At 42.9% G+C, this 25,952-nt stretch carries 25 protein-coding genes, 2 tRNA genes and 1 pseudogene; 10 read left to right on the plus strand and 18 right to left on the minus strand.

Annotated elements, in window-relative coordinates; translation table 11 throughout:
- Window positions 1-2 precede the first annotated feature (2 nt).
- From A6D97_RS08555 to A6D97_RS08585, 7 genes are all read right to left on the minus strand, one after another.
- A complete protein-coding gene (locus A6D97_RS08555) occupies window positions 3-962 on the minus strand; it encodes an ABC transporter permease (protein ID WP_065584210.1) in 960 nt (319 codons plus the stop codon).
- On the minus strand, window positions 962-1,960 hold the full coding sequence (locus A6D97_RS08560; protein WP_065584211.1) for an ABC transporter permease: 999 nt from the start codon (window positions 1,958-1,960) through the stop codon (window positions 962-964). The genes A6D97_RS08555 and A6D97_RS08560 overlap by 1 nt, the downstream gene beginning before the upstream one ends.
- Complete coding sequence (locus tag A6D97_RS08565; protein WP_065584212.1) at window positions 1,953-3,446, minus strand: sugar ABC transporter ATP-binding protein; 1,494 nt, start codon at window positions 3,444-3,446, stop codon at window positions 1,953-1,955. Before A6D97_RS08565 ends, A6D97_RS08560 begins: the two co-directional genes overlap by 8 nt.
- A 93-nt stretch (window positions 3,447-3,539) precedes the next feature.
- A complete protein-coding gene (locus A6D97_RS08570; RefSeq protein WP_048611924.1) occupies window positions 3,540-4,514 on the minus strand; it encodes an autoinducer 2 ABC transporter substrate-binding protein in 975 nt (324 codons plus the stop codon).
- Window positions 4,515-5,114: 600 nt separating this feature from the next.
- Window positions 5,115-6,356: an integrase domain-containing protein gene (locus A6D97_RS08575; protein ID WP_065584213.1), complete on the minus strand. Its 1,242-nt coding sequence runs from the start codon at window positions 6,354-6,356 to the stop codon at window positions 5,115-5,117.
- A gap of 173 nt (window positions 6,357-6,529) precedes the next feature.
- Window positions 6,530-6,606: transfer RNA gene (locus A6D97_RS08580), tRNA-Val, on the minus strand.
- 69 nt (window positions 6,607-6,675) lie between these two features.
- A tRNA-Val gene (locus A6D97_RS08585) sits at window positions 6,676-6,752 on the minus strand.
- Window positions 6,753-7,510: 758 nt separating this feature from the next.
- Between A6D97_RS08585 and A6D97_RS08590 the strand changes: the two genes are divergently transcribed.
- A complete protein-coding gene (locus tag A6D97_RS08590) occupies window positions 7,511-8,524 on the plus strand; it encodes a porin (protein WP_065584214.1) in 1,014 nt (337 codons plus the stop codon).
- A gap of 127 nt (window positions 8,525-8,651) precedes the next feature.
- On the opposite strand, the gene A6D97_RS08595 is transcribed toward A6D97_RS08590, so the two are convergent.
- Window positions 8,652-9,311, minus strand: a complete 660-nt coding sequence (locus A6D97_RS08595; protein WP_017065541.1) for a DUF2726 domain-containing protein — start codon at window positions 9,309-9,311, stop codon at window positions 8,652-8,654.
- Between the two features lie 273 nt (window positions 9,312-9,584).
- Between A6D97_RS08595 and A6D97_RS08600 the strand changes: the two genes are divergently transcribed.
- Window positions 9,585-9,770 (plus strand): hypothetical protein, encoded by a 186-nt coding sequence (locus tag A6D97_RS08600; RefSeq protein ID WP_017059179.1) that lies wholly within the window; start codon window positions 9,585-9,587, stop codon window positions 9,768-9,770.
- Window positions 9,771-9,923: 153 nt separating this feature from the next.
- Here A6D97_RS08600 and A6D97_RS08605 read toward each other — a convergent pair whose 3' ends face one another.
- The gene (locus tag A6D97_RS08605) at window positions 9,924-11,888 is read right to left on the minus strand and encodes a GGDEF domain-containing protein (RefSeq protein WP_065584215.1); all 1,965 of its coding nucleotides are present in this window, start codon (window positions 11,886-11,888) and stop codon (window positions 9,924-9,926) included.
- Between the two features lie 260 nt (window positions 11,889-12,148).
- Between A6D97_RS08605 and A6D97_RS08610 the strand changes: the two genes are divergently transcribed.
- On the plus strand, window positions 12,149-13,255 hold the full coding sequence (locus A6D97_RS08610) for a M20/M25/M40 family metallo-hydrolase (protein ID WP_065584216.1): 1,107 nt from the start codon (window positions 12,149-12,151) through the stop codon (window positions 13,253-13,255).
- A 108-nt stretch (window positions 13,256-13,363) separates the two neighbouring features.
- Here the strand turns inward: A6D97_RS08610 and A6D97_RS08615 are convergent, their stop codons facing one another.
- Complete coding sequence (locus A6D97_RS08615; protein WP_017065538.1) at window positions 13,364-13,786, minus strand: DUF3859 domain-containing protein; 423 nt, start codon at window positions 13,784-13,786, stop codon at window positions 13,364-13,366.
- Between the two features lie 74 nt (window positions 13,787-13,860).
- Window positions 13,861-14,229, minus strand: a complete 369-nt coding sequence (locus A6D97_RS08620) for an ATP-binding protein (protein ID WP_017065537.1) — start codon at window positions 14,227-14,229, stop codon at window positions 13,861-13,863.
- Between the two features lie 275 nt (window positions 14,230-14,504).
- On the opposite strand from A6D97_RS08620, the gene metA reads away from it, so the two are divergent.
- Both metA and pilW read left to right on the plus strand, forming a co-directional pair.
- Window positions 14,505-15,446: a homoserine O-succinyltransferase gene (gene metA, locus A6D97_RS08625; RefSeq protein ID WP_017066439.1), complete on the plus strand. Its 942-nt coding sequence runs from the start codon at window positions 14,505-14,507 to the stop codon at window positions 15,444-15,446.
- 168 nt (window positions 15,447-15,614) lie between these two features.
- Complete coding sequence (gene pilW, locus A6D97_RS08630) at window positions 15,615-16,382, plus strand: type IV pilus biogenesis/stability protein PilW (protein WP_065584217.1); 768 nt, start codon at window positions 15,615-15,617, stop codon at window positions 16,380-16,382.
- An 88-nt stretch (window positions 16,383-16,470) separates the two neighbouring features.
- Here pilW and rlmF read toward each other — a convergent pair whose 3' ends face one another.
- Together rlmF and A6D97_RS08640 are read right to left on the minus strand one after the other, a co-directional pair.
- Window positions 16,471-17,793 (minus strand): 23S rRNA (adenine(1618)-N(6))-methyltransferase RlmF, encoded by a 1,323-nt coding sequence (gene rlmF / locus A6D97_RS08635; protein WP_017066172.1) that lies wholly within the window; start codon window positions 17,791-17,793, stop codon window positions 16,471-16,473.
- A 4-nt stretch (window positions 17,794-17,797) separates the two neighbouring features.
- The gene (locus A6D97_RS08640; RefSeq protein WP_004734935.1) at window positions 17,798-18,295 is read right to left on the minus strand and encodes a M48 family metallopeptidase; all 498 of its coding nucleotides are present in this window, start codon (window positions 18,293-18,295) and stop codon (window positions 17,798-17,800) included.
- A gap of 137 nt (window positions 18,296-18,432) precedes the next feature.
- On the opposite strand from A6D97_RS08640, the gene A6D97_RS08645 reads away from it, so the two are divergent.
- Complete coding sequence (locus A6D97_RS08645; protein WP_016786183.1) at window positions 18,433-18,669, plus strand: glutaredoxin family protein; 237 nt, start codon at window positions 18,433-18,435, stop codon at window positions 18,667-18,669.
- An 89-nt stretch (window positions 18,670-18,758) separates the two neighbouring features.
- Here the strand turns inward: A6D97_RS08645 and A6D97_RS08650 are convergent, their stop codons facing one another.
- Window positions 18,759-19,631, minus strand: a complete 873-nt coding sequence (locus A6D97_RS08650; protein ID WP_017066171.1) for a LysR substrate-binding domain-containing protein — start codon at window positions 19,629-19,631, stop codon at window positions 18,759-18,761.
- Between the two features lie 110 nt (window positions 19,632-19,741).
- On the opposite strand from A6D97_RS08650, the gene A6D97_RS08655 reads away from it, so the two are divergent.
- On the plus strand, window positions 19,742-20,941 hold the full coding sequence (locus A6D97_RS08655; RefSeq protein ID WP_017070902.1) for an MFS transporter: 1,200 nt from the start codon (window positions 19,742-19,744) through the stop codon (window positions 20,939-20,941).
- Between the two features lie 85 nt (window positions 20,942-21,026).
- The gene (locus tag A6D97_RS08660) at window positions 21,027-21,593 is read left to right on the plus strand and encodes a DUF1415 domain-containing protein (protein WP_065584218.1); all 567 of its coding nucleotides are present in this window, start codon (window positions 21,027-21,029) and stop codon (window positions 21,591-21,593) included.
- Between the two features lie 28 nt (window positions 21,594-21,621).
- On the opposite strand, the gene A6D97_RS08665 is transcribed toward A6D97_RS08660, so the two are convergent.
- Window positions 21,622-22,692, minus strand: a complete 1,071-nt coding sequence (locus tag A6D97_RS08665; protein ID WP_065584219.1) for a diguanylate cyclase — start codon at window positions 22,690-22,692, stop codon at window positions 21,622-21,624.
- A gap of 213 nt (window positions 22,693-22,905) precedes the next feature.
- Between A6D97_RS08665 and A6D97_RS08670 the strand changes: the two genes are divergently transcribed.
- Window positions 22,906-23,481: a nucleoside triphosphate pyrophosphohydrolase family protein gene (locus A6D97_RS08670; RefSeq protein WP_065584220.1), complete on the plus strand. Its 576-nt coding sequence runs from the start codon at window positions 22,906-22,908 to the stop codon at window positions 23,479-23,481.
- A gap of 135 nt (window positions 23,482-23,616) precedes the next feature.
- Here A6D97_RS08670 and A6D97_RS08675 read toward each other — a convergent pair whose 3' ends face one another.
- The 3 genes and pseudogenes from A6D97_RS08675 to A6D97_RS08685 form a co-directional block, all read right to left on the minus strand.
- On the minus strand, window positions 23,617-24,105 hold the full coding sequence (locus A6D97_RS08675) for a GNAT family N-acetyltransferase (RefSeq protein WP_017068284.1): 489 nt from the start codon (window positions 24,103-24,105) through the stop codon (window positions 23,617-23,619).
- A 114-nt stretch (window positions 24,106-24,219) separates the two neighbouring features.
- Entirely contained in the window at window positions 24,220-24,729 is a 510-nt protein-coding gene (locus tag A6D97_RS08680; RefSeq protein ID WP_065584221.1) for a hypothetical protein, read from the minus strand.
- Window positions 24,730-24,914: 185 nt separating this feature from the next.
- Window positions 24,915-25,193, minus strand: a pseudogene (locus tag A6D97_RS08685) (hypothetical protein); the annotation flags it as partial.
- On the opposite strand from A6D97_RS08685, the gene A6D97_RS08690 reads away from it, so the two are divergent.
- Window positions 25,126-25,893, plus strand: a complete 768-nt coding sequence (locus A6D97_RS08690) for a hypothetical protein (RefSeq protein ID WP_065584222.1) — start codon at window positions 25,126-25,128, stop codon at window positions 25,891-25,893. The pseudogene A6D97_RS08685 and the gene A6D97_RS08690 overlap by 68 nt on opposite strands.
- Window positions 25,894-25,952: the final 59 nt, after the last annotated feature.

Below are 25,952 nucleotides of genomic sequence, written 5' to 3' on the forward strand. Positions count from 1 at the left end.
CGTTAAGCCTTATTTTTTTGTAAGAAGATAAATAGGATCAAGATGCCGCCCCACAGCGCCATAGTGAGATAACTGCTCACTCCCAGTAAATTAAGACCGCTTTCTAACGTTTGCAGTACAATCAGTGCTAAGCCAATACCAATAATGCGTCCAAAACCACCATCTGGATTGATGCCACCGAGCACTGAGGCCAAAATCGCAATTAATAGATAAGACTCTCCATAACCAGCTTTCGCTGAGTTGAATTTTGCCATCATTACAATTGCGGCCGCCCAACATAGAATTGAAGAGAGCGCATATACATACAGTGTGGCTTTTTGAGTATTGATGCCTGAGAATCGTGTGGCTTTCTCGTTAGAGCCCATCAAATAAATCGTACGACCAAGACTTGTATGCTCAAGTAAAGCCCACAATCCCATCGCAAAACCGACAAACAAGATAAGTGGCATAGGGATGCCCATTAACGAGCCATTACCTAGAACCAATAGTGCTTCAGGGAATCCTGAAATTACGCTGCCACCTGAGATAAGAACATTAAGGCCATTGATCAACGTCATCATGCCCAAAGTAGCAAGAATTGGAGAGACTCCAAAGTAAGCGATTAATGCTCCGTTAAGAAGGCCAATTACTACTGCTGTAATCAGACCACCCGCTAGTGCTAATACCAACATCGTAGAGCTATCTGGTGCTTGGGTTATGATGCTCGCCATAACTAAGCCACATGCATTTGTAGTAGCGATGATCGATAGGTTAATACCACCAGTCAACATACATACGGCCATTGCCAGTGCCAGCAAACCCAATAGCGGCATTTGCGATGACATCGATTGTAAGTTGCCGATTGAGAAAAATGCTTGACCGCTGGTAAAGCCCATCACCACCAAAATACCAACTAAAATAACCAACAAGTAACGAATGTTCTTATCCGTTGGCAGCTTTAAACTATTTAGAACCTGTTCCATTATGCCCCCTGCGCTGCTTGTTTTTTCTCATTAATAGCGGTCATGCTGATACTGCAAACAATAATCAACCCCGTCACAACGGTGTGCCAGTAAGAAGGCACGCTCAATAGTGTTAAGCCGTTTTTCACTACCGCTAGCAAAATCACACCTAAAATCACACCGAATAAGGTTCCTTTGCCTCCCGTCATACTCGTTCCACCAAGTACTACAGCCGCAAGCACAGTAAGCTCAAAACCCATTAAAGAGTTTGGCGCCACCGATTGAGTAATTTGTGTTTGAACTACTGACGCAATACCCGCTAGCGCTCCCATGTAACCATACACAAACAAATTGATGCCAAAGAGGTTTATACCGATACGGCTCGCGGCATCAGCATTTCCACCCACAGCGTATATTTGAAGGCCTAAACGCGTTTTCGACATTAAAAACGACGTCAGCGCAATCATGGCAATTAAAGTCAGAATTGGCAGTGACAAGCCATAGTCATAACCATCGCTTCCAGTGAAGCTAAATAACTCAACACCATCCATAAACCAATCAGGGAAACCATATAGCCACTCGCCATTGCTAAAATAAATCAGTAGGCCGAAGAACAGGTTCAACGTGGAAATGGTTATGATGATCGCCGGTACTTTAAGCTTATAAACCAATGTTGCGTTAATCATACCCAATAGCACACCAACCAATGCGGCAATACCAAAGGCAATCATAAAGTTACCGCCAATACTTAGAATGTATGTGGCCGCAACATATTGGGCAATTGCTGCCGTGGCGGGAAATGAAATATCAATCCCACCAGCAATAAGTACTACAAATAGACCGCAAGCCATGATGCCAAGTAACGCCGAGCTTACTGACATATCGAAGATATTACCTAACGTAAGAAAATCTTCTGATGTCGCAGTCAGTACCGCCACAATCAGTACGATCATTACGGAGAGATAGAATTCGTGACGCTTGCTAAACGAAGCCAATTGGCGCTTAAATTGATTATGCATTGACGGCCTCCATGATTTGTTGCTCTGAGCAATTAGTCGGCTGGAAGTCATGGGTAAAACGTCCTTCTTTCATCACAATCACTCGGTGGCTGTTGTAAAACACTTCAGGGATTTCATCACTCACCATAATGATCGCCATACCACTTGCAGCAAGGTCTTTGGCAATGTTGTAGATGGCTTCTTTGTTAGCGACATCAACACCGACGGTCGGTGAGTCAAGAATCAGAACTTCGGGCTCTGCCGCGATCCACTTGGCAATCGAAATGCGCTGCGCGTTACCACCAGAAAGGCTAGTAACAGGTAATTTTGGATCTGCAACTTTGATTGATAGTGATGAGATAAGCTTTTCCACTAGCTTATTGGCTTTAAGATGGTCCAGTACACCCGATGGCTTTTGTAAACGCTTTAATACCGAAGCAGTAATGTTGTCTTGAATCGACTGGTCCATGACTAATCCAGTTGACATGCGGTCTTCTGATACATAACCAATCCCTTGTGCGATCGCATCACGATTGGAGCGAAACGACGTCGGTTGACCATTAATTAGGATCTCGCCGCTGTCAGGCTTATTCATTCCAAATAATGCCATGCAAAGCTCGGTGCGACCCGCTCCAAGTAATCCAGTAATGGAGACGATTTCACCAGCACGAACCGACAATGACACATCGTGATATTGACCTTGTTTAGTCAGGTTTTTTACTTCTAGCTTCACATCACCTTGTTGTTGGTATGGCGCTAAAGGCGAAAATTCAAAACGTTGACCTGTCATTAAAAATGCCAACTCGTCGCTATCCACTTCATCGGCTTGATAGGTACCAATGGTACGCCCATCACGGATAACGGTAATACGATCAGAGATCTCCATCACTTCGTCGAGCTTGTGACTAACAAAAACAACGGTAACACCTTTCGATTTTAGATCCGCAACAACTTCGATCAGGTGATTGACCTCTGTACGAGTTAACGAAGCGGTTGGCTCATCCATGATCACTAGCTTGGCGTCAGACGCCATCGCTCGACAAATTGCAACCAATTGACACTCTGCAATCGAAAGTTGCTCTACACGCTTATCCAATGATAGCTTCACGCCGACCTTCGCCATTGCTTTAATCGCAATCTCTTCGATACGCTTTTGCTGAACTAATCCCTTTGTCCACTCAACATGATCTTGAATAGCTATGTTTTCTGCGACGGTAAGGTTAGGGAAAAGCGACAAGTCTTGATAAATAACTTGAATGCCATGCTCAATTGATTGTTGCGGATTTATGCGTGGATATTTTTTACCTTCAAGTAGAATTTCAGCACCTTTTTCCGGCGCATGGACACCCGAAATAACTTTGAACAATGTGCTTTTACCACAGCCATTTTTTCCAGCTAAACAGTGTACTTCGCCTTGATTGAAGGTTAGGTTAATACCATCCAAGGCTTTCACTGAGCCAAAATGTTTTGACACGTTCTTGAGGGTAATGAAAGGAGTACCAGACATATGAATTTCCATAAATCATGGGGTAGAATTGCACTACCCCGAAGTTATTACTTGTTATCAGTAAAACATTAACGAACTTGTCAAAGTTAACGCTTAGAAGCCAAGTTGACGCGCGTTTGTTTTATCGACTTCAAGGATCTTATTAAATTTCACTACGCGTTTTTCTGTATCGATTTCAGCATCACCCAAACCTTTAACGTTTACGCCATCTGTTACTGCTTTGCCATCTAGCATTTGTTTTGCAACAGCGACCATCGCGTAGCCAGCATCAGCAGGGTTCCACAAGTATCCTTTATCAATCTCGCCGCGCATCAAGTAAGGTGCGGCTTGGCTTGGCATTAAGATGCCTACAACACTGATCTTATCTTTAGCTCGTTTCTTCTTAATCGCTTCCCCAGCACCAATGCCACCTAGAGAACCATAAGAAACAATACCTGCCATATCAGGGTGAGCCTTCATCAAGTCGTTGGTCGCTGCGTATGATTGATCGATACTTTCAGCAACAGGCATGCGGCTGGTCACTTCATACATTTCTGGGTAAGTTTGCTTTTGGTAATCTATTGCCAAATTTGCCCAGTTATTGTGTAACGGCACCGTAAGTGAACCTACGTAAACAGCGTATCCACCTTTCTCACCCATATTTTTTGCAAGCTCATCCATAGTCACTTTCGCATAGGATTGGTTATCAATAGTTTCGATATCCCAATCAGCTCCGTGCCCATCCGGAGATTCGTGAGTTAAAACGATAATGCCCTTCTCACGTGCCTTCTTGAATACCGGCTCAAGAACCGTTACATCATTTGGCACAACCGTAATTGCATCGACACCTTTAGCAATCAAGTCTTCAATTATTTTCACTTGTTGTGCTGGGTCTGGTGTAGAAGGACCAAGTTGGCGTGCGTTAACACCAAAGTCAGTCGCTGCTTGTTCAATACCTTTGTTCATTTGGTTAAACCAAGGAATACCAGATACTTTAACGACGTTTACAATTTCATAGTCTTTAGCGTGTGCACCTGCAGCAGCAAGAGCAAGAGTTAGTGCAGCAGCTTTTAGTAATACCTTTTTCATGTCCATCAATCCTTTTTTATTATGTGTAGGGTTCAATAAAATTGACGAATACATGCTATCTCATAGTTCAATACAAAAATTACCATGCACAATCAAACCGTGACACAGACACAGTAACGTTAATTCTGACGATCGATAATGTTAATAAATAGTTAAAATCATACAGTGGGGTATTTGAATAACGGAAAAATACGAAAATTATAACAATTTAACAACATAACGATAACGTAATGTATTCATATTTTGGCGTGGAGAATGTTAGGTGGAGAGTCAGATTTCAGTGGCTAATATTAATGAGTGTTTTATTGGTCAAAACCAGACAATGGTCACTACGTATGAGACGGAAATTCAATATATCTTGTATGGGGAGGTAACTATTGAGGGAACAATGTTATTGAGAATTGATAAATACACTTAGGGGGTGTAATTAAATAACGAATAGTGGCAAGTTCGCGTGGCACTCAGCATGATTAGAATCTGTGTAACCATTTCTAACCACGTTGAGTGTATTACAGTTTCAAAAAGTTCGATAAACTTCTATTGGAATATAGTTGTCGTTAAAGTGTGTAGGTTATACGTTTCTTTTGCACTCCAATGCAACTAACCCACAACCTTAAGGATCTTCTTACCACTCATCGACAAGCTTCCTGTTGCAGCCTCTTCAATATGGTCGCTCCACCACGCCATGAGAACTTTACGACGTTCAAGGTAATCAGTGCGGTTGTATGCGCTTCTTACCTTATCCCTATCCACATGAGAAAGTGCAGCTTCAATAATGTCTGGATCGAAGTTTTGCTCATTTAAGGTGGTACTGGCTAATGCGCGTAAACCATGAGACGTTTGCCTGCCCTTCATGCCCATTCTTACTAATGCCTTATTTGCTGTCTCTTTGTTGATGTGATTCTTGTTACTTTTGTCTGCAGGGAAAAGAAATTCACTATCCCCCGTGATGAAATCAATCGTCTCTAATAGGTCTAAAGTTTGTTTTGTTAAAGGAACAGTGTGTACTCTTCCCTTTTTCATTCGTTCAGCAGGAATGATCCAAAGCATCTTTTCTCTATCAATCTCATCCCAACGTGCCCCGGCCGTTTCAGCAGGTCTTGTCATGGTGTGAAGTTGCCATTCTAGCAAGCAGCGAGTGATGGGTTTAATTGATGCGTAGTTGATTGTTTTGAGAAGTTCTGGAAGCTCATCAGGAGTTAGCGACGCTTGGTTAGTTACCTTAGCAGTCTCAAATGCTTTACCAATGCCAGCAAGCTTGTTGTGTTCAATCACACCCGTGTTCACTGCAAAAGTCATTATCTCATTGAGGTTGCGGCACAAGCGCCCTACTGTTTCTAGCTTACCTTGGTTAGCAATGGGTTTAATTGTTTTGATCGCTTGAGGGGCTGTTATATCACCAAGAGGAAACTTACCTAGGTCAGGTAAGAGGTACTTCTCAATGCGTTGCTTTAATTTCTTAGCCGTGTGCTCTTTGACGCTTGTTCTCTTCACTTCAATCCAGTCATCAAATACCGACTGTAACGTATTCGACAATTCTAACTGTTTCTCTCTAAGAGTAGTGTCACGGTGCTCTTTAGGGTCAATACCATCAGCAAGTAGTTCCCTAGCTTCAATAGCCTTGGTTCGAGCTTTAGCAAGCGATACCGATGGGTATTTACCAATACTGAGGTTTGCTCGTTTACGAGTAATTGGACGGTAATAGTTAAAGAGCCACAATTTGGAACCATTGGGCTTAATTCTCAATGCAAGACCATCACCATCGAGCAGGCTATATTCCTTTTCTTTTGGTTTCGCTTGTAAGATCTGAGTCGCTGTTAATGGGGTTGTTTTCCTAGCCATAGTAACATCACCAATCCATATTTCCTGTAGTGTTACTAACAGTGTTACTTTAAACGGTGGATTTTACAACACATCACGGGACCTCTTGGGACCAAAAGATGGCTAAGAGCCTGATAAAACAAGGAATTATAGGCACAAAAAAGCCCACACTAGGTGGGCTCTTTCGTATAATGTGGTGCCCGCTACTGGACTCGAACCAGTGACACCTTGCATGTCATGCAAGTACTCTAACCAACTGAGCTAAGCGGGCGATGTTCTAGTTTCTTATTACTACCATTGTGACAAACTCAATAGTTATGCAATAAAAACAAATAAGGAATGGTGCGTCCGAGTGAACTCGAATCACCGACCCCCGCCATGTCAAGGCGGTACTCTAACCAACTGAGCTACGGACGCATTCCCTTAGAACGCCAACGATGATATCCATGATAAACAGATGGTGCAAGTATTAACTGGCATCTTGCGATTCGTTTGCTCACTTTGCAATCAAAGACATAACAACATGTCGATTTTACACCCAGATTATCGTCAAACCGCTGAAAAACAAAGTTTAGTTAGAAAAAATTCTAATCCTTGATGACAACCAATTAACTAACCTAATGTGTTCAATTTGGGATTTTTGTTATCTATACCGTTTTTCTTGGCCTTTACAGTAACCATACAGGTATAGATCAATGCCTATATTTAGTGTCAAAAATTTTGCTTGCCCACTGGGTTACCGTAGTATTTTGATCATTATAAGTGAAAGGCACGCAGAGGCTTTGTAACTCACTGAAATACATCATTCATAAAAATCACCACGATTTTGTAATCGTCGTCATCGAATTACTAGGCCGCAATGACTAAATTCGGATTTTTCATATAAAGTGGCCGGGTTATTACCAACATACATAAATACGATAGCACTCTATAGTCGAAAAACATCAGCTACAATTAATCTCCCTCAAGAGCAACAATCTATAAGCAATTCAAAACCCAACCCCACACATCATAGCTATTTGGAATACATACAGCACAGTAATACATAATGAAATTTGCATAATGGTAAAGCGCGCCTATATTCATAACCTGTAGGAATCAATAATCTAAATTCAATGCTATACGTGAATTTATGGTTTACGATAAATACAAGTGTGAAAAATAGGGAATAAATTATGAAAAAATCACATATCGCCATTGCAGTGGTGAGCATACTATCGACATCTGCCGTATCGGCGGCGACCATTTATGAGACAGATGAAACAGTATTCAATATCGGCGGCCGCGCAGAAGTTCGAGGGAATTTCTCTGATGCGAATAAAAGTGCTGGTAATAGTAGCACCTATAGTGATAGATCACGTGTCCGCTTAAGTGTCGATGGCACACAAAAAGCGTCGGACGATATTTCCTTTTTTGGGAAATATGAATTCGAACTAACAGAGTCTGAAGATGGCGCATCAGATGATATCGGCATTAACACTCGATTCTTATATACGGGTGTTCAAACCAATCACGGTAACGTCTATTATGGCCACCAAAATAATGCCGTTACCTACTTAACCGATTGGACGGATATGGCTGAAACCTTCAGCGGCTATATCAATGAATACACGGTGTCGACTGCTGATCGAGCAAAAAATGTTTTACGTTATGAACTGACAAGCGACAACATCACCTTTCAAATTGATGGCAATTTCAATTCAGATAGTGAATCAGCACAAAGTGACGGCTTCGGTGCAGTTGTCGCCGGCAGCACTTCGATTGGGTTAGATATTGGCGTCGGTTATGCGTCAAGTGATGAAACCTATGGCGTTGGGACAGATACAGAAACTTCTGATGCCTATATTGGTGCGGTTAAGTACACCAACGATCAGGGGGTTTGGTTCGCCGCACTCTATCAATTTGGTAGTATTTCAGGTCTAGGCGTAAAAGATTCAGACTACGATTCTGCCGATGCTTACTTGGGATACTCGTTTGGTGTCAACACCGTCAACCTGACCTACAGCTACTTTGAAGCTGACGATATTGCAGATTACGACATTAACTTTATCGGTCTAGAATACGCACGTTATATTGGCGATGTGGCCTTCTTTGGTAGTTATAAGTTTAACATGTTAGACGAGGGCGAAGGTGGGCAAGGCGATAACGACGAAGATGAGCTACAGCTCGGTATGCGTTACGCGTTTTAGTCTAAACCAATCCACTTAATATTAGTAAAGCCGAGCATAATCAATGCTCGGCTTTTTAGTTTGTATAACTTATTCGTATCTAAGCGATTGAATGGAGTCCAACCGGATGCATTACTATCGATACCAACTATTCTTCAACATCGAATACAACGTTGTAGTTTTCGGTATAGGTGCAGTTTGGCTGGCGGCTACAAGTGAAGAAGCGTCGGCCTTTGTAATCGCCTTGGCTTGCCAGTTTGATGATCATTGGGCTACCACACTTCTTACAAAATCGCACTTCTTTTGATGGCTCGATTAAATCGATGTGTGCTGCCAGTAACCTCTTCAAACGGCTCACTTGGTAGCTGTGTTTAATAGATGCACCAATCAGAGGTAAACCTGCCGATTTACACACGTGAATTAGTAGCTTTTCGCGATCGACTTTCCCTTTATTGAGCTCTTTGCCGTTATCAAGTTCGATAATAACGCGGGGCTCTAGCGTTCGCGGGTCGCAAACAACAAAGTCGAAGTAACTACGTGAGATCTTGTTGTTGGCGATAAACCAATTCTTCTTATTGTTCGTCTTAGCAGGAACAAGTACGTTCGACATGCTGACTTTAGCAAACACTTCCCCATGGTTGCCCACAGCTGATTTTAGCGCATTATAGAATGTCGCCTGTTGCGCCGACATCAACGCGCCTTTCTTCTGATAAGCGTGGTCTTTGGTGTCATCGTGTTTCACCACATACTTTTGAATAAAGTAAAAGAACACAACCAGAACAATTACAACGATAAAGATATTAGTCATTTTCCAACACAATCAAGTCTGTATAGGGATTAAGAGAGTAGCTAGCGTATGTAGAAAAGCATCACCTGGCAAGCAAAAGAGCGAGAGTTGCCAACCAGAATCACGACCTTTGAGCGCAGTGCCCAACGAGAGGTCGCTCCTTCGCTAGACACACCTCTCTTATTTTGATAATGAAATCATCAATTACACTCTAGATTGATTTAGATCAATTTACCTAGATTTGTGATCAACTAGTCTGAAAAACGTTAGGCAAATGTTAATAAGGAAATTGATATGGAACTTAAACAAGACCCAAGATGTTATACCGACGTATGTGTAGATGGTAAATGGTTCCACTATGACCACTGTGGAACCCAAGCCTACATGTTAAAGGGAGGAGCTTCGGCTGTGATTGAACTCGCTAGCGAACCAGCGACAGAAGGCGAATTGGTTGAAATGCTTCAAGGTGTCGCTAAGTAACTCATTTAGAAAATGTTGATATAGATAAACTCGACATATCGCTAAGTAAACCCCACTTCTCACTCAAATTTTGATATTAGCGATCTCAGAGTGTTCCAGAAGCCATTCTTATCTCACGAAGATCAGAATGGCTTTTTGTTTCCAGGTTAGCGATTAACTTTCAGCAATGATGACTTGATTCCTACCCGACTCTTTCGCTTGATATAGTGCATCATCCGCGGCTTTGAGGTACTTCTTGTAAGTATCTTGATTGAGTTGCTCATGAACAATACCAATCGACGCTCCTATCGATGTGGTGAGGTCTAAAGAGCCGGAGTGCGTATCAATGGGTGTTTCAGAAATAGCTAAACGGATAACGTTCAACTGTTGCTCAGGATCAATGGAACCAGACAGCAACAAAACAAACTCTTCCCCACCCCATCTTGCCACTACATCGTTTGTTGATAAGATTTTCTCTAAACGCTTAGCGACTTCCACCAGCACTTGGTCACCAATATCATGGCCATAAGTGTCATTAACTTGTTTGAAGCGGTCTAAATCTAGAATAGCGAGCGTATACCCAAACGACGACAAATGATGTGGCATCGGCTGAGTTAACCGTTGCTCTAAGTAACGCCTATTGTATAAGCCTGTCAGTTCGCATCTTGTTGATTGCTTAAGTAGTTCTTTGTTGGTCTTCTGGATCGAGCGTAACCTTATCAATAGTAACGTGGCGCTTATCATCACCATGATACCCAAAGCGACGACGATTCGATTCCGTAATTGCTGCTTATCTAATGTCAGCTCACCCAACTCTTTTTCTGCGTTAAGCAGTTCGTTTTCTTGAGCTAATGATGCCGTAGCGAAATCTTGCTCGAGTAAAAAGATATCACTCTGGCGCTTATCAAATAGCAGCGCTTTATTACCCTTGTAATAGAGCTTGAAGTAGCGAAGTGCGTTCTCGCTGTCGCCTCTTGAATCATAGTATTCAGCAAGTGTTCTTAAGCCGAGGACCTTCCAGCTGCGAGTCCGCACAACATCGAACATTGCAGACGATCGCTTTAGATCAGCAAAAACAAAATTATCTCGGTTCAAACCAATGTTCGCTAAGGCTCTATTTAGGTAACACTGCCCCAATTGAAGTGTGTATTTGTCCACTCCTGGGTATCTAAGACACAAGTTTGCGACTTGTCGTGCTGACTCAAAGTTCTTTTCCGCCAACAACACATCACTCTCTGCTTTTAATAGGATGATTTTGTATCGTTCACTCACGTTATCGCCATTAAGCTTAGCCGCACTTTGATATGCTTCCCGCCCTTTGACCAAATCACCACTGCGCAGATAAGCAAAAGACTCATTCACATGCAGCACTCCAATGGTAGACGCTTCGAGTAGTCCACTCTTGTAATAGAGTTTTTTGGCTCTTTTAATCAGCTTGAGCGCTTTAGGCCAGTCTTCCAAATAGATATAAAGCAGTGCCATATTTGACACTAACTTGATGTTGTAGATGTGATGAGGGTACTTCTTACCAAGGTCTAAACCTTTATGGAAAAAGTATTGAGCTTCAGGAAAGTCATTGCGGATGTTATTGATGACACCAGCCGTGTTATAGGCCTTAATCAACAACTCTTCATAGTGAAGCGATTCTGCGATATCTATCGCTGCTCTGATTTGGATTTCAGATTCCGCTAGCTCACCCTTACTGATGTATTCAATCGCCAATTCAACGAGAGATTGGGCCTTTAGCCAACCCATATGTTCGTGTTGTGCGAGTGCTTTAATCTGCCTGACGTATTCGGAAACCGCTTCGGTATCCAACTTATGTTGCGCGAGGTTGGACAAAATCATCAATTCGTAAGCACGATAGATGGCTTTATCTTGGTCTGGGAACTTGGCTTGGAGAGCCTCAAGTTGTTGGGAAGCTAAATTAGGGTCACCGCGAGATACATCGAGAATATCGATCAACGCAGATCCATATTGAGAGAGTGATAACTCTTTCTCTGGACTATAAACACTCGGGTTTTCAGGGCGAATATGCTTTAAATCGTCGTCATAAGTTGGATAGAGCAAATACAGCCCCAGCACAATACTCATCAGCACCACGAAAAGGAATGAACCTAACACATTGTTTCTATTCATTTATCAGGGCCATTATTGATTGAATTCCAATTTTATTGACGTTTTTTAAGAGCGGTCAAACATTATACCCGACAGATATACAGATTAAAATCCTGCGCACTGGTGGATCTGAATTGGGTTTTTCTCATTAATTAGAATAATCAGGCAACTTTCTTGATTTAACTCAGACAATCATCTACCTCATTGGCGTTATAGTGATTTTCCTGTTCCTACCTCCGCGGCTTCTTTTTGAACAAGCGGAAGCATAATGAGAATTAACAATGACCCAAATTAATGAACAACGTCTTGTAGAACATTTCTGCGATCTAGTGAAAATTGATAGTGAATCTCGTAACGAAAAAGCGATTGCTGAAGCTTTGGCTGAGCAACTCGGTGAACTAGGTTTTGAAGTTCACAAACTGGCGATTCCTGAAGAAGTGTCTAATGGTTTCAACATCTACGCTCGTCTAGATGGCACTCTTCCAGGTAGCACAGTGTTCAGCTGCCACATGGACACAGTAACGCCAGGCATCGGCATTGAGCCAATCATCGAAGACGGTATCATCCGTTCAAACGGCAACACAATTCTAGGTGGTGACGACAAGTCTGGTATCGCAGCTATCATGGAAGCGGTTCGTTGCATTAAAGCTGAAGGACAAGAGCACAAAACTATCGAGATTGCATTTACTGTATTCGAAGAAGGCGGTCTGTTCGGCTCTTTGAACTTCGATATGTCTTACATTCAATCTGAGCACGCAATCGTACTTGATACAGGCGGTCCAATTGGCACTATCGTAAACGCAGCGCCTGGCCAGCAGAAGATTGTTGCTAAAATCAAAGGTCGCCCTGCTCACGCTGGTTTAGCACCAGAAGAAGGCATCAGCGCAATTCAAGTTGCTGCAGACGCTATCACTAAGATGAACCTACTTCGTATCGATGAAGAAACGACAGCAAACGTTGGTATTGTTGAAGGTGGTCAAGCAACTAACATCGTAATGCCAGAGCTTAAAGTCGTGGCTGAAGCACGTTCTCTAAACGGCGAAAAGCTAACGGCTCAAGTTGAACATATGATCTCTACATTCCAAGAAAGTGCTAAGCAGTTCGGCGCTGAAGTAGAAATCGAATCAACTCGTGCTTACGATGCATTCGTTATTGCAGACGATCATCCGCACATTCTTTCTATCAAATCGGCGTTTGAGAAGCTTGGCGTCACAGCGAACACTAAACGCACTGGCGGCGGTAGCGATGCAAACAACTTCAACGCAAAAGGCCTGACAACAGTTAACCTTTCTACTGGTATGGCGAAAGTTCACACCACTGAAGAGTACATTGCAGTGAAAGACATGGTCGCAATCACTGAGTTTGTTGTGGCTTACGTAACGCAATAATCGAATCCATTAGTTGGGTAGTCACTTCTATCTAGCACAATGAAAAAAGCCGAGACATCAACACGATGCTCGGCTTTTTGCTATTTAGGTGAACATAGAAGGTCGAATCTAAAACCCTCTACGCTTCCAGAATTGGCCTTCGTCTTTTGCTACGAGGTCGAATGTCTTATCAGCAATAATGTTGCCTTTTAGCTCAACCGTCATGCGCCATTTACCTAACTTGTTCGAGACAGGTGCCCAGATAGTGTCACCTAAGTAGAAATCCCAGTCATTGTTGCCGACATACTCTTCACCATCGAACGGTTCGAGCACTTCACCTTTGTCTGTGGTGATGTTTGGGTGATAAATGCAGTAACGAATCTTTTCGCCTTTGGCTTTCTTGATATTCAAGATATAGCCAAATTCCACATCGATTTCGGCATCAACGGTAGTGGTGAACTTTTGGATTTTTGGAAGATCTTTAGATTTGGAATCCCATGTGGAATAGATACCATAAGAAGTCATGTCGACCACAACAGAGCGCTTTGCCATTTCAATCGTTACCTTGAAGTTGTTCTATTAATTTGATTCAATTTTCCATTCAGCCAAGCTGGATAAGCACGAGGCTATTCTTGCCAGTCTTTCGCCATACGTTTAATCACCGACGGCTCAATGTCGTGAATCGTGCCATATTGCTCTCGGCACACTTCGATAATTAATTCTGCTTTATATTTGAGTGCAAGTTGGCGGTAGGCTTTCATTTCCCAATGCTTAATAAAGGTATTCGAAACAACCACATCAAACCCTTGCTTTAAGCCGTTTTCAGCTGTGTTTTGACACCACTCATGAGCTTGTTGCAGCTGCCTAGGATCAAAATGGTACTCACCTTGCTCATTCACATAATACATATCGGCTTCGACATGCAATGCATCGTAGGTTTTTGCTTTTGTTGATTTGCCAGAACCGGGCAACCCTCGAATGAGTATTAACTTCATCTGTCACTGTACAGGCTAATTTGAAAACATGAGTTTATCGTAAATAGTAACGAGTTGCTCTGATAACTGCCTCTGCTCAGCATACGAAAACCAAGTACTTACACACGACTCAGACAATCACTGAATACAATGAGACTCCCCTCGAAGCGCGTGGATTGCTTCTGATAGAAAACACAAATAATTTACATCTATCCATTTTGCATATCGACAAGCGTATCAAACTACTATAGATTTAGATGTATAGACGTCTACATATCTAGCTTAGGGAGAAAGCTGTGCCTATTCGCATTCCAGACCAATTGCCAGCATCCGATGTTCTTCGTGAAGAAAACATCTTCGTTATGCCGTTATCAAGAGCATCGACACAGGAAATTCGTCCACTTCGAGTCTTGATCCTCAACCTAATGCCGAAGAAGATTGAAACTGAAACTCAATTTTTACGCCTACTATCGAACAGCCCATTGCAAGTGGATGTAGAGCTGCTGCGCATTGATGACCGACCAAGTAAAAACACACCGACTGAACACCTTGATAACTTCTACCGCCAATTTGAAATGGTCAAAGAAAGAAACTTTGATGGATTGATCATCACTGGTGCGCCGCTTGGCTTGGTTCAATTTGAAGATGTGATCTACTGGGATCACCTGAAAACCATCATGGAATGGGCAAACAAGCACGTTACTTCAACGCTATACGTGTGTTGGGCAGCTCAGGCTGGTTTGAAATTACTCTATGATTTGCCAAAACGCACTCGTAAAGAGAAGCTGTCTGGTGTTTACAACCACGAGATACATAACCCATACCACCCTATTTTACGTGGCTTCGACGATACATTCTTGGCTCCGCACTCTCGCTATGCGGACTTCTCTCAAGAGTACTTAGCGGAACATACTGACCTTGATGTTCTTGCAACTTCTGATGTTGCAGGCGTATACCTAGCAGCAACCAAAGATAAGCGAAACGTGTTTGTAACGGGTCACCCTGAGTACGACTCTCACACACTTCACAATGAGTACATTCGTGATTTGGGTGAAGGCATGGAGCCTGTGATACCAATCAACTACTACCCGAATAACAATCCAGACAACAAACCGGTTGCAAGCTGGCGCAGCCACGGACACTTGTTGTTCTCAAACTGGCTAAACTACTGCGTTTACCAACAAACGCCTTACGATCTGGATCATTTCAGCGAAGACAACTTTACCAAAGACGATTAAGTTCTTTCTTCCGATTCACAAACACATAAACCGTGTTCAGTACGTTGTTGATAAAACGACGAATTGGACGCGTTTTTTTTATGGTGTGTGGGTCGCATTCCATGATAGATTTACGACTTCAATGGGTTTGATTTCATATGATGGGTTGGTGTTCATAAGGAGCTTCACATGCCTGCCAAGCCATCATTTTCAAATCCGATTTCGTTGTCCCGCCCTCTTTCGTTATCAAGTGTGGTACTACTTGCCTCGCTTTCCTTGGCCGGTTGTGTCTCTGTCACTGAAGGACCGCCAAAGATTGAAAGTGATCCTATCGCGATGTCTGAATCTCGAATCGAATTAGGTTTGGGCTATATGGGACAAGGCAATATGGTGAGAGCGCGTGAAAACCTTGAGCTCGCGATTAAACACGCACCTAGCTACTACCGTGCTCGGCTTTCAATGGCGCATTACTACGAACAAGTGGGTGAAGTAGATGAAGCGAGAAGCACTTACCGCAAAGCACTCAGTCTTGATTCAAGAAATGGCAATGTATTGAACAACTACGGTACCTTCTTGTGTAAACAGGGCGAATACGAACAAGCCGATAATTACTTCAATCGCGCCATCGACCAACCCTACTACTACTTGGTGTCTGCAAGTTATGAAAACGCCGCGTTTTGCGCATTTAAGGCTGGCAATACCGACCAAGCGAAGTACTACTTCAGCAGAGCGATTGACCACGATCCAAACCGCGTAAAATCGATACTACAGTTATCAAAAATTGAAGTGAGTGACGCCGATTACAATGACGCTCGAATCCGTTTATTCAAATTCCACCAGCGTTATGGCTACCAAATTCCATCGCTTAAAATCTTGGTCGATCTCGAAAACAAAGCAGGCAACAGAGCTCTAGAGCAGAAATATCAGAGTAAGTTAGATGAGTTGCTTTCTGCTTAGCGTATAGGTAAAACACAAAAAACGGGCTTGTTGCGTTAACAACAAGCCCGTCCGTATTTCAGCTTAATAACTTAACTAAGTGCAGCCGCTATTTTAGCGCAATCCACTCTTGTCTTTGCTCATCGTCCATAAAGGTCCATGCGATAAAGCGACTTACCTTCTGGCCTTGTGACATCTCGACGACTTTTACTTGTTTCGCTCGCAGCTTGCCCAGTTCTGAACGAACCATATCGACGTTGTCTTTCTTAGAAATCAATGTCGTAAACCACAAAACTTGAGTAGCAAAAAGTTGACTCTCTCTTGCCATCTTCATAATGAAAGCGGCTTCACCACCTGGGCACCAAAGCTCGGCTTTTTGACCACCAAAGTTTAAGGTTGGTTTAGCTTGCTTAGTTGATTTATCTAACTTAACTGGCTTCTTGTTCGTTTCAGGCTTGAATGACTGACCGGCTTTCTTAGCACGGTTCGCCGCTAGATTATCCAGTTTACGTTGTGACCCCTTTTCAGCCTCTTCAAGAGAGCTGTGGAATGGAGGATTACAAATAGTGACATCGTAACGTTCATTATCCTTAATCACGCCCTTAAAGATAGATTCAGAGTCAGCTTGTAGGCGAGCGCGGATCTTACCTTTTAGATTAGGGTTGCTTTCCGCTATGAAGTTCGCTGTTTTGATGGAGACTGAATCAACATCTGTCCCTGTACAACGCCACTTATACTCTGTCGCACCAATGATTGGGTAGATACAGTTTGCACCGACACCAATATCTAATGCTTTCACAGACGCGTGGTTATAGGGTTCACCTTGGCCATCGCTATTAAGGATGTCGGCCACTCTGTGAATGTAGTCTGCACGACCAGGAATTGGCGGGCACAAGTAACCAGCAGGAATATCCCAATGTTTAACGCCATAGTGATGCGCCAACAAAGCTTTGTTGAGTAGCTTAACAGCCAATGGATCAGAGAAATTAATGGTGTCTTCGCCAACCGGATTCTTGATCAGATGCTCTTTTAGCTCAGGCAAGGCTGCAACTAGTAACTCGAAGTTATAGCGGCCAGTGTGCTGGTTTCTTGGGTGTAATCCACCTTGAGGTTTTTCAGCCGAGCGTCTTTTCTGAGCTGCGTTCTTGTTAAAAGCCGTTTTATTGAAAGAACCCTTATTCGATGATCCTTTATTGGCACCCGGTTTACCTCTGCTATCTTTTGCAAAAGGTCGCTTTGCTTTGTTATTGCCCGCGCCTTTAGGTGCGCTATTCTTGCGGCTTTTATCAGATGTGTTCTTTGTAGAAATACGCTTGTCGCTGCTTGGCTTAGCTGTACTTGGCTTAACATCAGCTTGGTTGTCTTTTGTTTTTGCTGATGAAGTGCTGTTTTTCGACAGGCTTAGCGTCGTTCTATTTTGTGATTGGCTCATTGGGCTACTTCTTTAAATCTAAATACATCATGAATAAACGGGCATCCAACTCAAGTTGATGATATTCCGGTTCCATGTGACAGCATAGTTGGTAAAAGGCTTTGTCGTGCTCTTTCTCTTTGATATGCGCCAGTTCGTGTACCACCAGCATTCTTAGCAAAGGTTCTGGTGCATTTTTAAAAACACTGGCGATACGAATTTCATTCTTTGATTTGATCTTTCCACCGTGATTCTTAGCAACGTAAGAATGCAGACCTAACGCATTATTGATTAGGTGTATCTTGCCGTCGTAAATCACTTTGCTGATCGGTGGTGTTTTTTTCATGTAGCGATTTTTTATCTCAATCGCATAGTCAAACAGGGCTTTCTCGCTTTTTATTTCATGATTCTTTGGGTAGCGAGCTTCAAACCAAGGCACCAATTTACCCGACTCTACAAGTTGAGTAACAGGATCAAGAATGTGCTTAGGATAGCCTTGAATATAGCGTAAAGAAGGATGCATGCTGAAAGACCGTACAAGTTACACCACGACAATACGTTGTGGTCTTGAAAATTGAGCCGCATAGTGTAACTGATCACACTTTTCTAATCACCTAGGATTCGTTACACTTTAGCGAGATTCACCAAGAGAATGAAAAAATGAAACGTGTTGTATTGTACGTCGCAGACAAATGCCCGCACTGTAAAGATGCCCAAAGGTATTTAGACTCTAAGAAAATTGTTTACCGCCTGACGAATGCAAAGATGCAGCGTGGCCGTAAAGAATTGCAAGCAATGGGTGCTCGTTCTATCCCCGTGCTTAAAATCGGCGATCAAGTGATGGTCGGCTGGAATCAGAAAAACTTCGATAAGATGTATAACTCAAAGAACACCTAACGTGCTCTGAGCCAGTCATACTTCTATACAACAAAGCCCGAATATCCAATCTAGGATGTTCGGGCTTTGTTTATTTAAATCTTACTAAATCACACATACCGCTTAACGAAATCAATAAAGGTTCTGTCAGCTTTCGACAAATACCCTTCCTTTCTCCAGGCCAACGATAGATTCAGTTTTACAGGGTCTTTAAATGGCACGCCTATCACGTCTTTCTCATATTCCGTCACTAAGCTCAACAGCGCGGTGATCGCAAACTCTTGTTTAACGATAGAAAGAATCATCGGGAGCAAGTTGGTTTCAAACGCAATGGTCATATCAAGATCGTACTTCTTACAGGTCGCATCAATAAAATCGCGGTGGAAATAGCCCGATTTAAACATGATCAGCTCTTGAGCAAAGAATTCTTCAAAGGTCATCGAAGGCTGTTGTGCTAGCGGATGCTCCTTACCGACAACGGCGACCATCTCAGAACTTAACAGATGATCCGTTTCCAAATCATCTGGAACGTTCTCATGATTAATTACGCCAATATCGAGTTCGCCGTTTAACAGCATTTCACGAATCGATGCGGTGCCAGCATCAATCAAGGTCAACTTTAGGTTTGGGTATTGGCTTTTAAATGCCATCACTACTTGGGGGAAAAAGTAACTGCCCATCATACTTGGAGCGCCTAATCGAACCTCGCCTTTTTCTAGCCCCTTTAGTTCATTCATCGCGAGCTGAGCATCATCAAACTGCTGGGCGATTCGCTTTGCATGCTCAAACAGTACTTTGCCCTCCTCCGTTAAAGTGACGGATTTATCGCCTCGACGGAATAGAATCAACTCTAGTGTCTGTTCTAGTTTTTTAATAGAAATGCTCAATGCGGGCTGCGCGATATGCAGCGCTTTGGCGGCCTGAGTGAAGTTACCAAACTGCGCAACAGCCAGAAAATGTCGAAGAGGTTTTGATTCAAGCATGGCGATATATTTAATATATAGAGGTGATATTTTTAATATATTTCTTTAATCAAACTTGTGCTGATAACTTGTTCACAAATAGCTTACTAACTCGTGCAGGCACAACGTAAATGTTTGATAAAGGCAGTCTTCAATACAAACGCATCACCCAATCATTGGCGATTGGCTCGTTTATCATTTTCTGTAACCTTTACCTCTTTCAGCCAATCTTGCCGCACATGGCGGAGCACTTCCAAGTATCTGAAACTCAGATCAACTGGTTGTTTGCTGCTACAACACTCGGCCTTTCGATTAGCTTGGTACCTTGGGCAATTGCCTCTGAAACCTTTGGTCGTAAACCCATTATTCTGTTCAGTCTGTTCGCTATCCCATTAATAGGGTTAAGCATGGTGTTCACGACTACCTTGCTGCAACTCGTTATTGCCCGCGCATTTATGGGCATCGCTGTGGCGGCGTTTGCTGGTGTGGCGGTTGCCTATATGGTTGAGGAGTTAACACCCAAAGCCTTTGCTGTCGCGATTGGAGGTTATATTGCGGCCAACTCATTGGGTGGAATCTTCGGACGTGTATTAGGCGGCTTAATTACAGACTATTTCGATTGGCATGCAACTGTACTGTTTTTCGTTGTCGGTTCATTGCTTGGTGCACTCTTTATTGCCTATCGCCTACCTGACCAACAGAACTTCAAACCTCAAAAAGGGCTGTTCTTTCATCACAACCGCTCCGTTGTAATGCACTTAAGAAACCGTACCTTGTGGCTTGCCATGTTGATTGGTGGTGCTAACTTCGCGCTGTTTGTTAACCTGTACTCTGTAATGGGCTTTAGGCTAGTATCCGAACCTCACTCGGTACCCGTTGGTTTAGCTTCACTGATATTCCTATGTTACTTGGCCGGTACGGTAAGCTCTAAGCTCTCCAACAAATGGACACTTCGCTTTGACCCGTTAAGCGGAATATTGATGGGCGTGTGTATTAGCTTAATCGGAATGCTAATTTCTGCAGTCGACAAAGTTCCGTTCATGCTAGCAGGCTTGTTATTGATTAGTGGCGGCGCGTTCTTCGCCCATACCCTTGCCTACTCTTGGGTAAGTCAAAAAGCACCGAGCGCTAAGGCAACGGCAACCGCTCTTTACTTAGTACACTATTACATAGGCGGGAGCTTAGGTGGTTTCTTACTCTTGTATTGCTGGCAACTGTTCGGTTGGAATGGCGTGATTGCGGGCGGTTCAATCTTCTATGTTGCGATATTTGCTTGGGTCTACCAATTAAAACAACTTCAAGTATCGGCCTCTAAACTCGCACAAGCATAAGTACGACTAAGGTTGTAACTCAATTATTGCTTTTGATTGACGTCCGTTCTGATATCCTACGCAAAATTTCATTTCGGAACCTGTTATGTCGAACACTCAAAGCACAGATCTTCAAACCATCCACGACCAAGTAAAACAGTGGTTAGACGATGTCGTTATTGGCCTAAACCTGTGCCCATTCGCAGCCAAGCCACAACGTAATAAACAGATTAAGATCTTTGTGAGTGAAGCGAATACGGAAGAAGCGTTACTGGAAGACATCATGACGCATTTCGTAGAGTTAGATAATACGCCAGTTGCTGAATTAGAGACGACTTTAGTGGTGGTTCCTAACATGCTGCAAGACTTCTTCGACTACAACATGTTCATTGATTGGGTTGAAGCGTTGATCAAACAGCAAGACTGGGAAGGCGTTTACCAAGTGGCAACGTTCCATCCTGACTATTGCTTTGGTGGTGCGGATCCAGAAGACGATGAAAACCTAACGAATCGCTCTCCATACCCTGTTTACCATTTGATTCGTGAAGCAAGCATGGAAAAGGTACTGAAGCACTACCCTAACCCTGAAGCGATCCCAGACACCAACATCGCAAGAGTTGAGTCTTTAACGCCAGAAGAGCGTCGTAAACTGTTCCCTTACTTGTTTAGCTAATAGTTCAGTTAATCGCTAACATGATGGCTCATATTCCTGAGCGCTCTTGATGATATGGACGAGAAATGAACTGATCTCGTCCATTTTGTTTCGCAATGTACAGACACTCATCGGCAACTTTGATGAGCTTATCTAACGCCGACATCCTTTCCCCTTTGGTATCCCCTGTACTCAACTCAAAATGACACGCACCAATTGATATAGTGACAGGCTTTCGATCCAGTGTGATTTTCTTCATCTCTTGCAAAAGAGTCATGAACTTATCTTCAACATAATTTGGTGTTTTATTTGGATACCAAAGAATGAACTCTTCACCACCAAAACGCGCCACAAACTCACCCTTTTGAGTGTTATTATTCAGCACGCTCGCCACTTTCTTTAATACAACATCGCCCATTTGGTGACCGTAAATGTCGTTAACCTGTTTAAAGAAGTCGATGTCGACAACCGCCAAGGTTCCCTTTCCTAAAGAGCCTTTTAACTGCTCCACTTCCGCATTCAACGTTTTAAACAAGCAACGTCTATTTGGCAAGTGTGTCAGAGGATCATACAGAGCTTGATACTCCAATTTCTCATTCAACTCTTTGAGTTTTCGTTCTTGCTGCCTTCTAACCAGCTCCACTTCGATCCATGATGCCATTAGTCTCATCACGTCGACATCGAACTCTTTGAACTCACGATGATAGGGTGCTGGGCTTGAAAAGTTTAAGGTGCCATAAAGCTCATCATTAACGAAAATGGGAACCCCAATATAAGACTCCAAGCCAAAAGACTGGTAAGCAGGATGCTTCGCATACTTATCGTGTTTGCCACAATGCTCAATACAGATAGGACCAATCGATTTACAGGTAATTTCGCAATAGGTTGAACGATAATCAAAAGTGTCACCGCTATTGAGTTCTACCCCTTCAGGCGTAACACAATGTTCAACAACATAAGTATTGCCATCGACTTTCGATAAGATACCAATATCAAGGTTGAAGCGTTCAAGCCCCATAATAAGCAGCTGAGCGATCTGAATATCGAAGCCCTTCCGGTAATCATTGGTGATTTGATACAAGCGACATATAACAATTTCGCTTTCACTGGCTTGGTTCATAACTGGGATCCCACTGCAGCCGAAGTTAATGGCAACATTAATATTTGGTATATTAAGAAGAGTAAAGTGTAAAAAAACATAATAATCAATTGGTTTGTATGCAAAATACCTCATTGGTCCAATGAATAAAAGTCGACTTCTTCGACTTTGCGTTAGCACCCTATTCCTAGCTTTGGTAAAATAATCCATTAACGAAACAGAATGGATAGGAAAATGAACCTTTCTCAACTAAGCCAAGAAATCTACGATCACCTTTACCGCGACATTGAAGAGTTCCGCAGTACTTTTGATCTGCCTGTTGCTGCTCCTGAAACAATGGACGAAAAAGGCGATACGCTACATACCTCTCTAGCGATCGAAGAGCTAACAGAACTTGCAGAAGCTGACTCTAAAATCGAACAAGCGGACGCTATTGTAGACAGCGTTTATGTTTTGATGGGACGTTTGGTTCACCTTGGCCAATCCAAAGTAGAAGACAACCTAGCGATCAGCTACTTAATCGACTTACTGTTGAACGTTGCCAAAAACCGTTCAATTGACTTCTTACCTTGCTGGGACGAAGTACACTCAAGCAACATGAGCAAAGTATGCCGTAATGAAACAGAATACGCAGAAACAGAAGCATTCTATGCTGAGCAGAACATTAAGCTAATGGCGGTTCAAAAAGGTGAATACATCATTGCTAAATGCGCTGAAGATTTTGTATCGGAAGGTAAAACAGTTCGCCAAGGTAAAGTACTAAAATCTGTACACTACCGTCCAGCCAACCTTGAGCCTCTTACAGCTTAAGTAGAGTTAAAACTGAAGCGCTTCAAAGCATCAGTTGACTGAAATAGAAAACGCCACGTTATTGTAACGTGGCGTTTTATTATCTATTGAAGAACTCTAGCTGTTTTAATTGTAGCCTTGGTTAGAAGCCGAGCGCTATACTAGTCGTGCCATATGATAAGCCGCCACATATTCGCCATTTCTGAAAGCGAACCCTGCGGACTCTCCTTCAATCACGAAACCAAACTTCTTATACAGACTGATCGCTCTTTCGTTATCGGTATACACCGTTAACTCCATTCGCTTGATGTTAATCCAGTTATCACACAAGTCGATTGCTGTTGCGAGCAGTTGGCTACCGACACCTTTGCCTAGCACATCGTCCTTAACACCCATACCAAATGAAGCCACATGTCGTCTTCTTGGGTTCACACACACTTCCATTCCCAAGTTGCCAACAATCTCATCGTCGATCATCGCGACATACGAATACACGTTATCAGGCATATTAGAGATTCGTTTTTGCCAGCTTTCCAGAGATGGATTTGGGAGTTGCAGCGTACCGGTATAAGCATTCGTGCATTCGTAAACTTCTTTTATTCCCTTCGCATCTGACGGCTCAGACCGTCTCACTATAATACTCATCGCAACTCCTAATATTTCTTCGCTAAATATGAAACACATCCTCAATGTGCACCTAAACACACTAACAAATAGTGAATATTTAACAATAGGTTAGATGAACTTATCTTATTGGGCTTAATTTATACTGAGTAAACGCCCTCTCTCAATATCTTGCTCAAGTACCTCCGGCGTTAAATCGCCATGTCCATGGTGGTCATGATTATGGTGATGTTCATGATCGTGTCCGTGGGAATGACCTTTGTGTTCATTTGCTCTTTGAGCTAACTTGTCTGAGTCCAAATAGGTATCAGTCAAATCAGCACAATAATCTTCAGTCCATAAACGTCGAGCCTCATCATCACTCATGATTTGCTCGGCTTTAGGGCCCAACTTATCCATGTAGTACATCCCCAGCTCCTCACCTTCTACATTGGCGTGGTTGATAAGGTTCATAAACGCAGGCTCTTGATTCTCATCTGATAGATGACCATTTTTGTAACACACGGTTCGGCCAATAATGTCGTCGCCAAGTTGCTCTAATTCAGGGTTAAAATGATTGTGACTGTGATTATGTTCGGCAGCGGCGACAAGCATTGGAGTAAGTAAAACACATGCGATAGCCAGTAGCTTAATGGTATTTTTCATAGGATAGACCTTCTGTATTTTCGAATACAAATTTGATTAGTTGGTTGACTTAGCTTCTTGTTATTTGAGCTAAGCTGAGGGGAACTTTAAGAGCATTTCAGCCTGAGTACCCCTCTGTCTCACTACAAATAATCAATATGATTGGATAACGAGGCTCGATATAACGAGCGTTCTGTAGACAAAAATCACTTATCAACTACGATTCTTGCTGGTGCGATGGTGTAAGTCATTGGCTTCACCTCCCATTCACCTTTTGCTTCCAATGCAACCGCTAGTGCTTGCGCCTCTTCACATACCTTCGCGGGTTTTCCATCAGCCCAGAATGAAGGACCCGAGGTGTATCCACACATAACAGAAAAAGCGTGTTGGCCATCCTTTATTGTGTATTCCGTCATAATGCCTCCGCCTTCACCGTGCGTGATTTTTAGCGAGCCTTCATCGGCAACATGCATTGCATCGGAAGGTGCTCTACCACTTACGTTACTCAGCAGCGCAGCGTTTGCGACTTCGACTCAAGTTTACATCGAACAAAACGTTGCCTCTAATGCTGCTGATAACGGTGTCTACACCACAGAAGCTGGCGCATTAATCGATACCTCAGAAAATGGACAAGTCTATATCGGTTTTGATGACCAGGGTTGGTTGGCAGCGGGTTACGGGCACGATTTTCACATCAGCGAATCTTTCACGTTCAACTTATACGGTGAACTTGGTAAATGGGACAACGGTGAAGAGTTATTAATCGAAGCTATTATCGATTATCAAGTGAACGACAACTTCAATTTATTCAGTGGATTGGGATATAACCAGTCAGGGCAAGTACTCGAGAATGTAAGCGACACCACGATCAACACCAATAAGTTCATCGCCGGTGCGGGGTACTCACTCGCAGGCTGGGATTTAGCTTATCAATACACTCACGAAAACAGTGATGGATCCAATGGCGGGTTTACCCACAACGATGACAACGTAATCTTTCATCAAGGCGACTACCGTACCAATGAGCACGAAGTCGTTCTCTCTAAAAGCATCGACGACTGGACACCCTACGTGAAATACACCTACTTCAATACCAACGAAGGTGACCTTTACTTGAACGGCCAATCGATGGGCCCGATCGACAACGACAATATCATTACGCTTGGTTTGTCTTACGACTTCTAAACATCTCAGATTCAATTCTCATAGGCAGATGGATTTGCCCACCTTTCGAGGGCACTACT

The sequence above is a fragment of the Vibrio sp. ZF57 genome (assembly GCF_001691235.1).
Lineage (GTDB): Bacteria > Pseudomonadota > Gammaproteobacteria > Enterobacterales > Vibrionaceae > Vibrio > Vibrio crassostreae_C.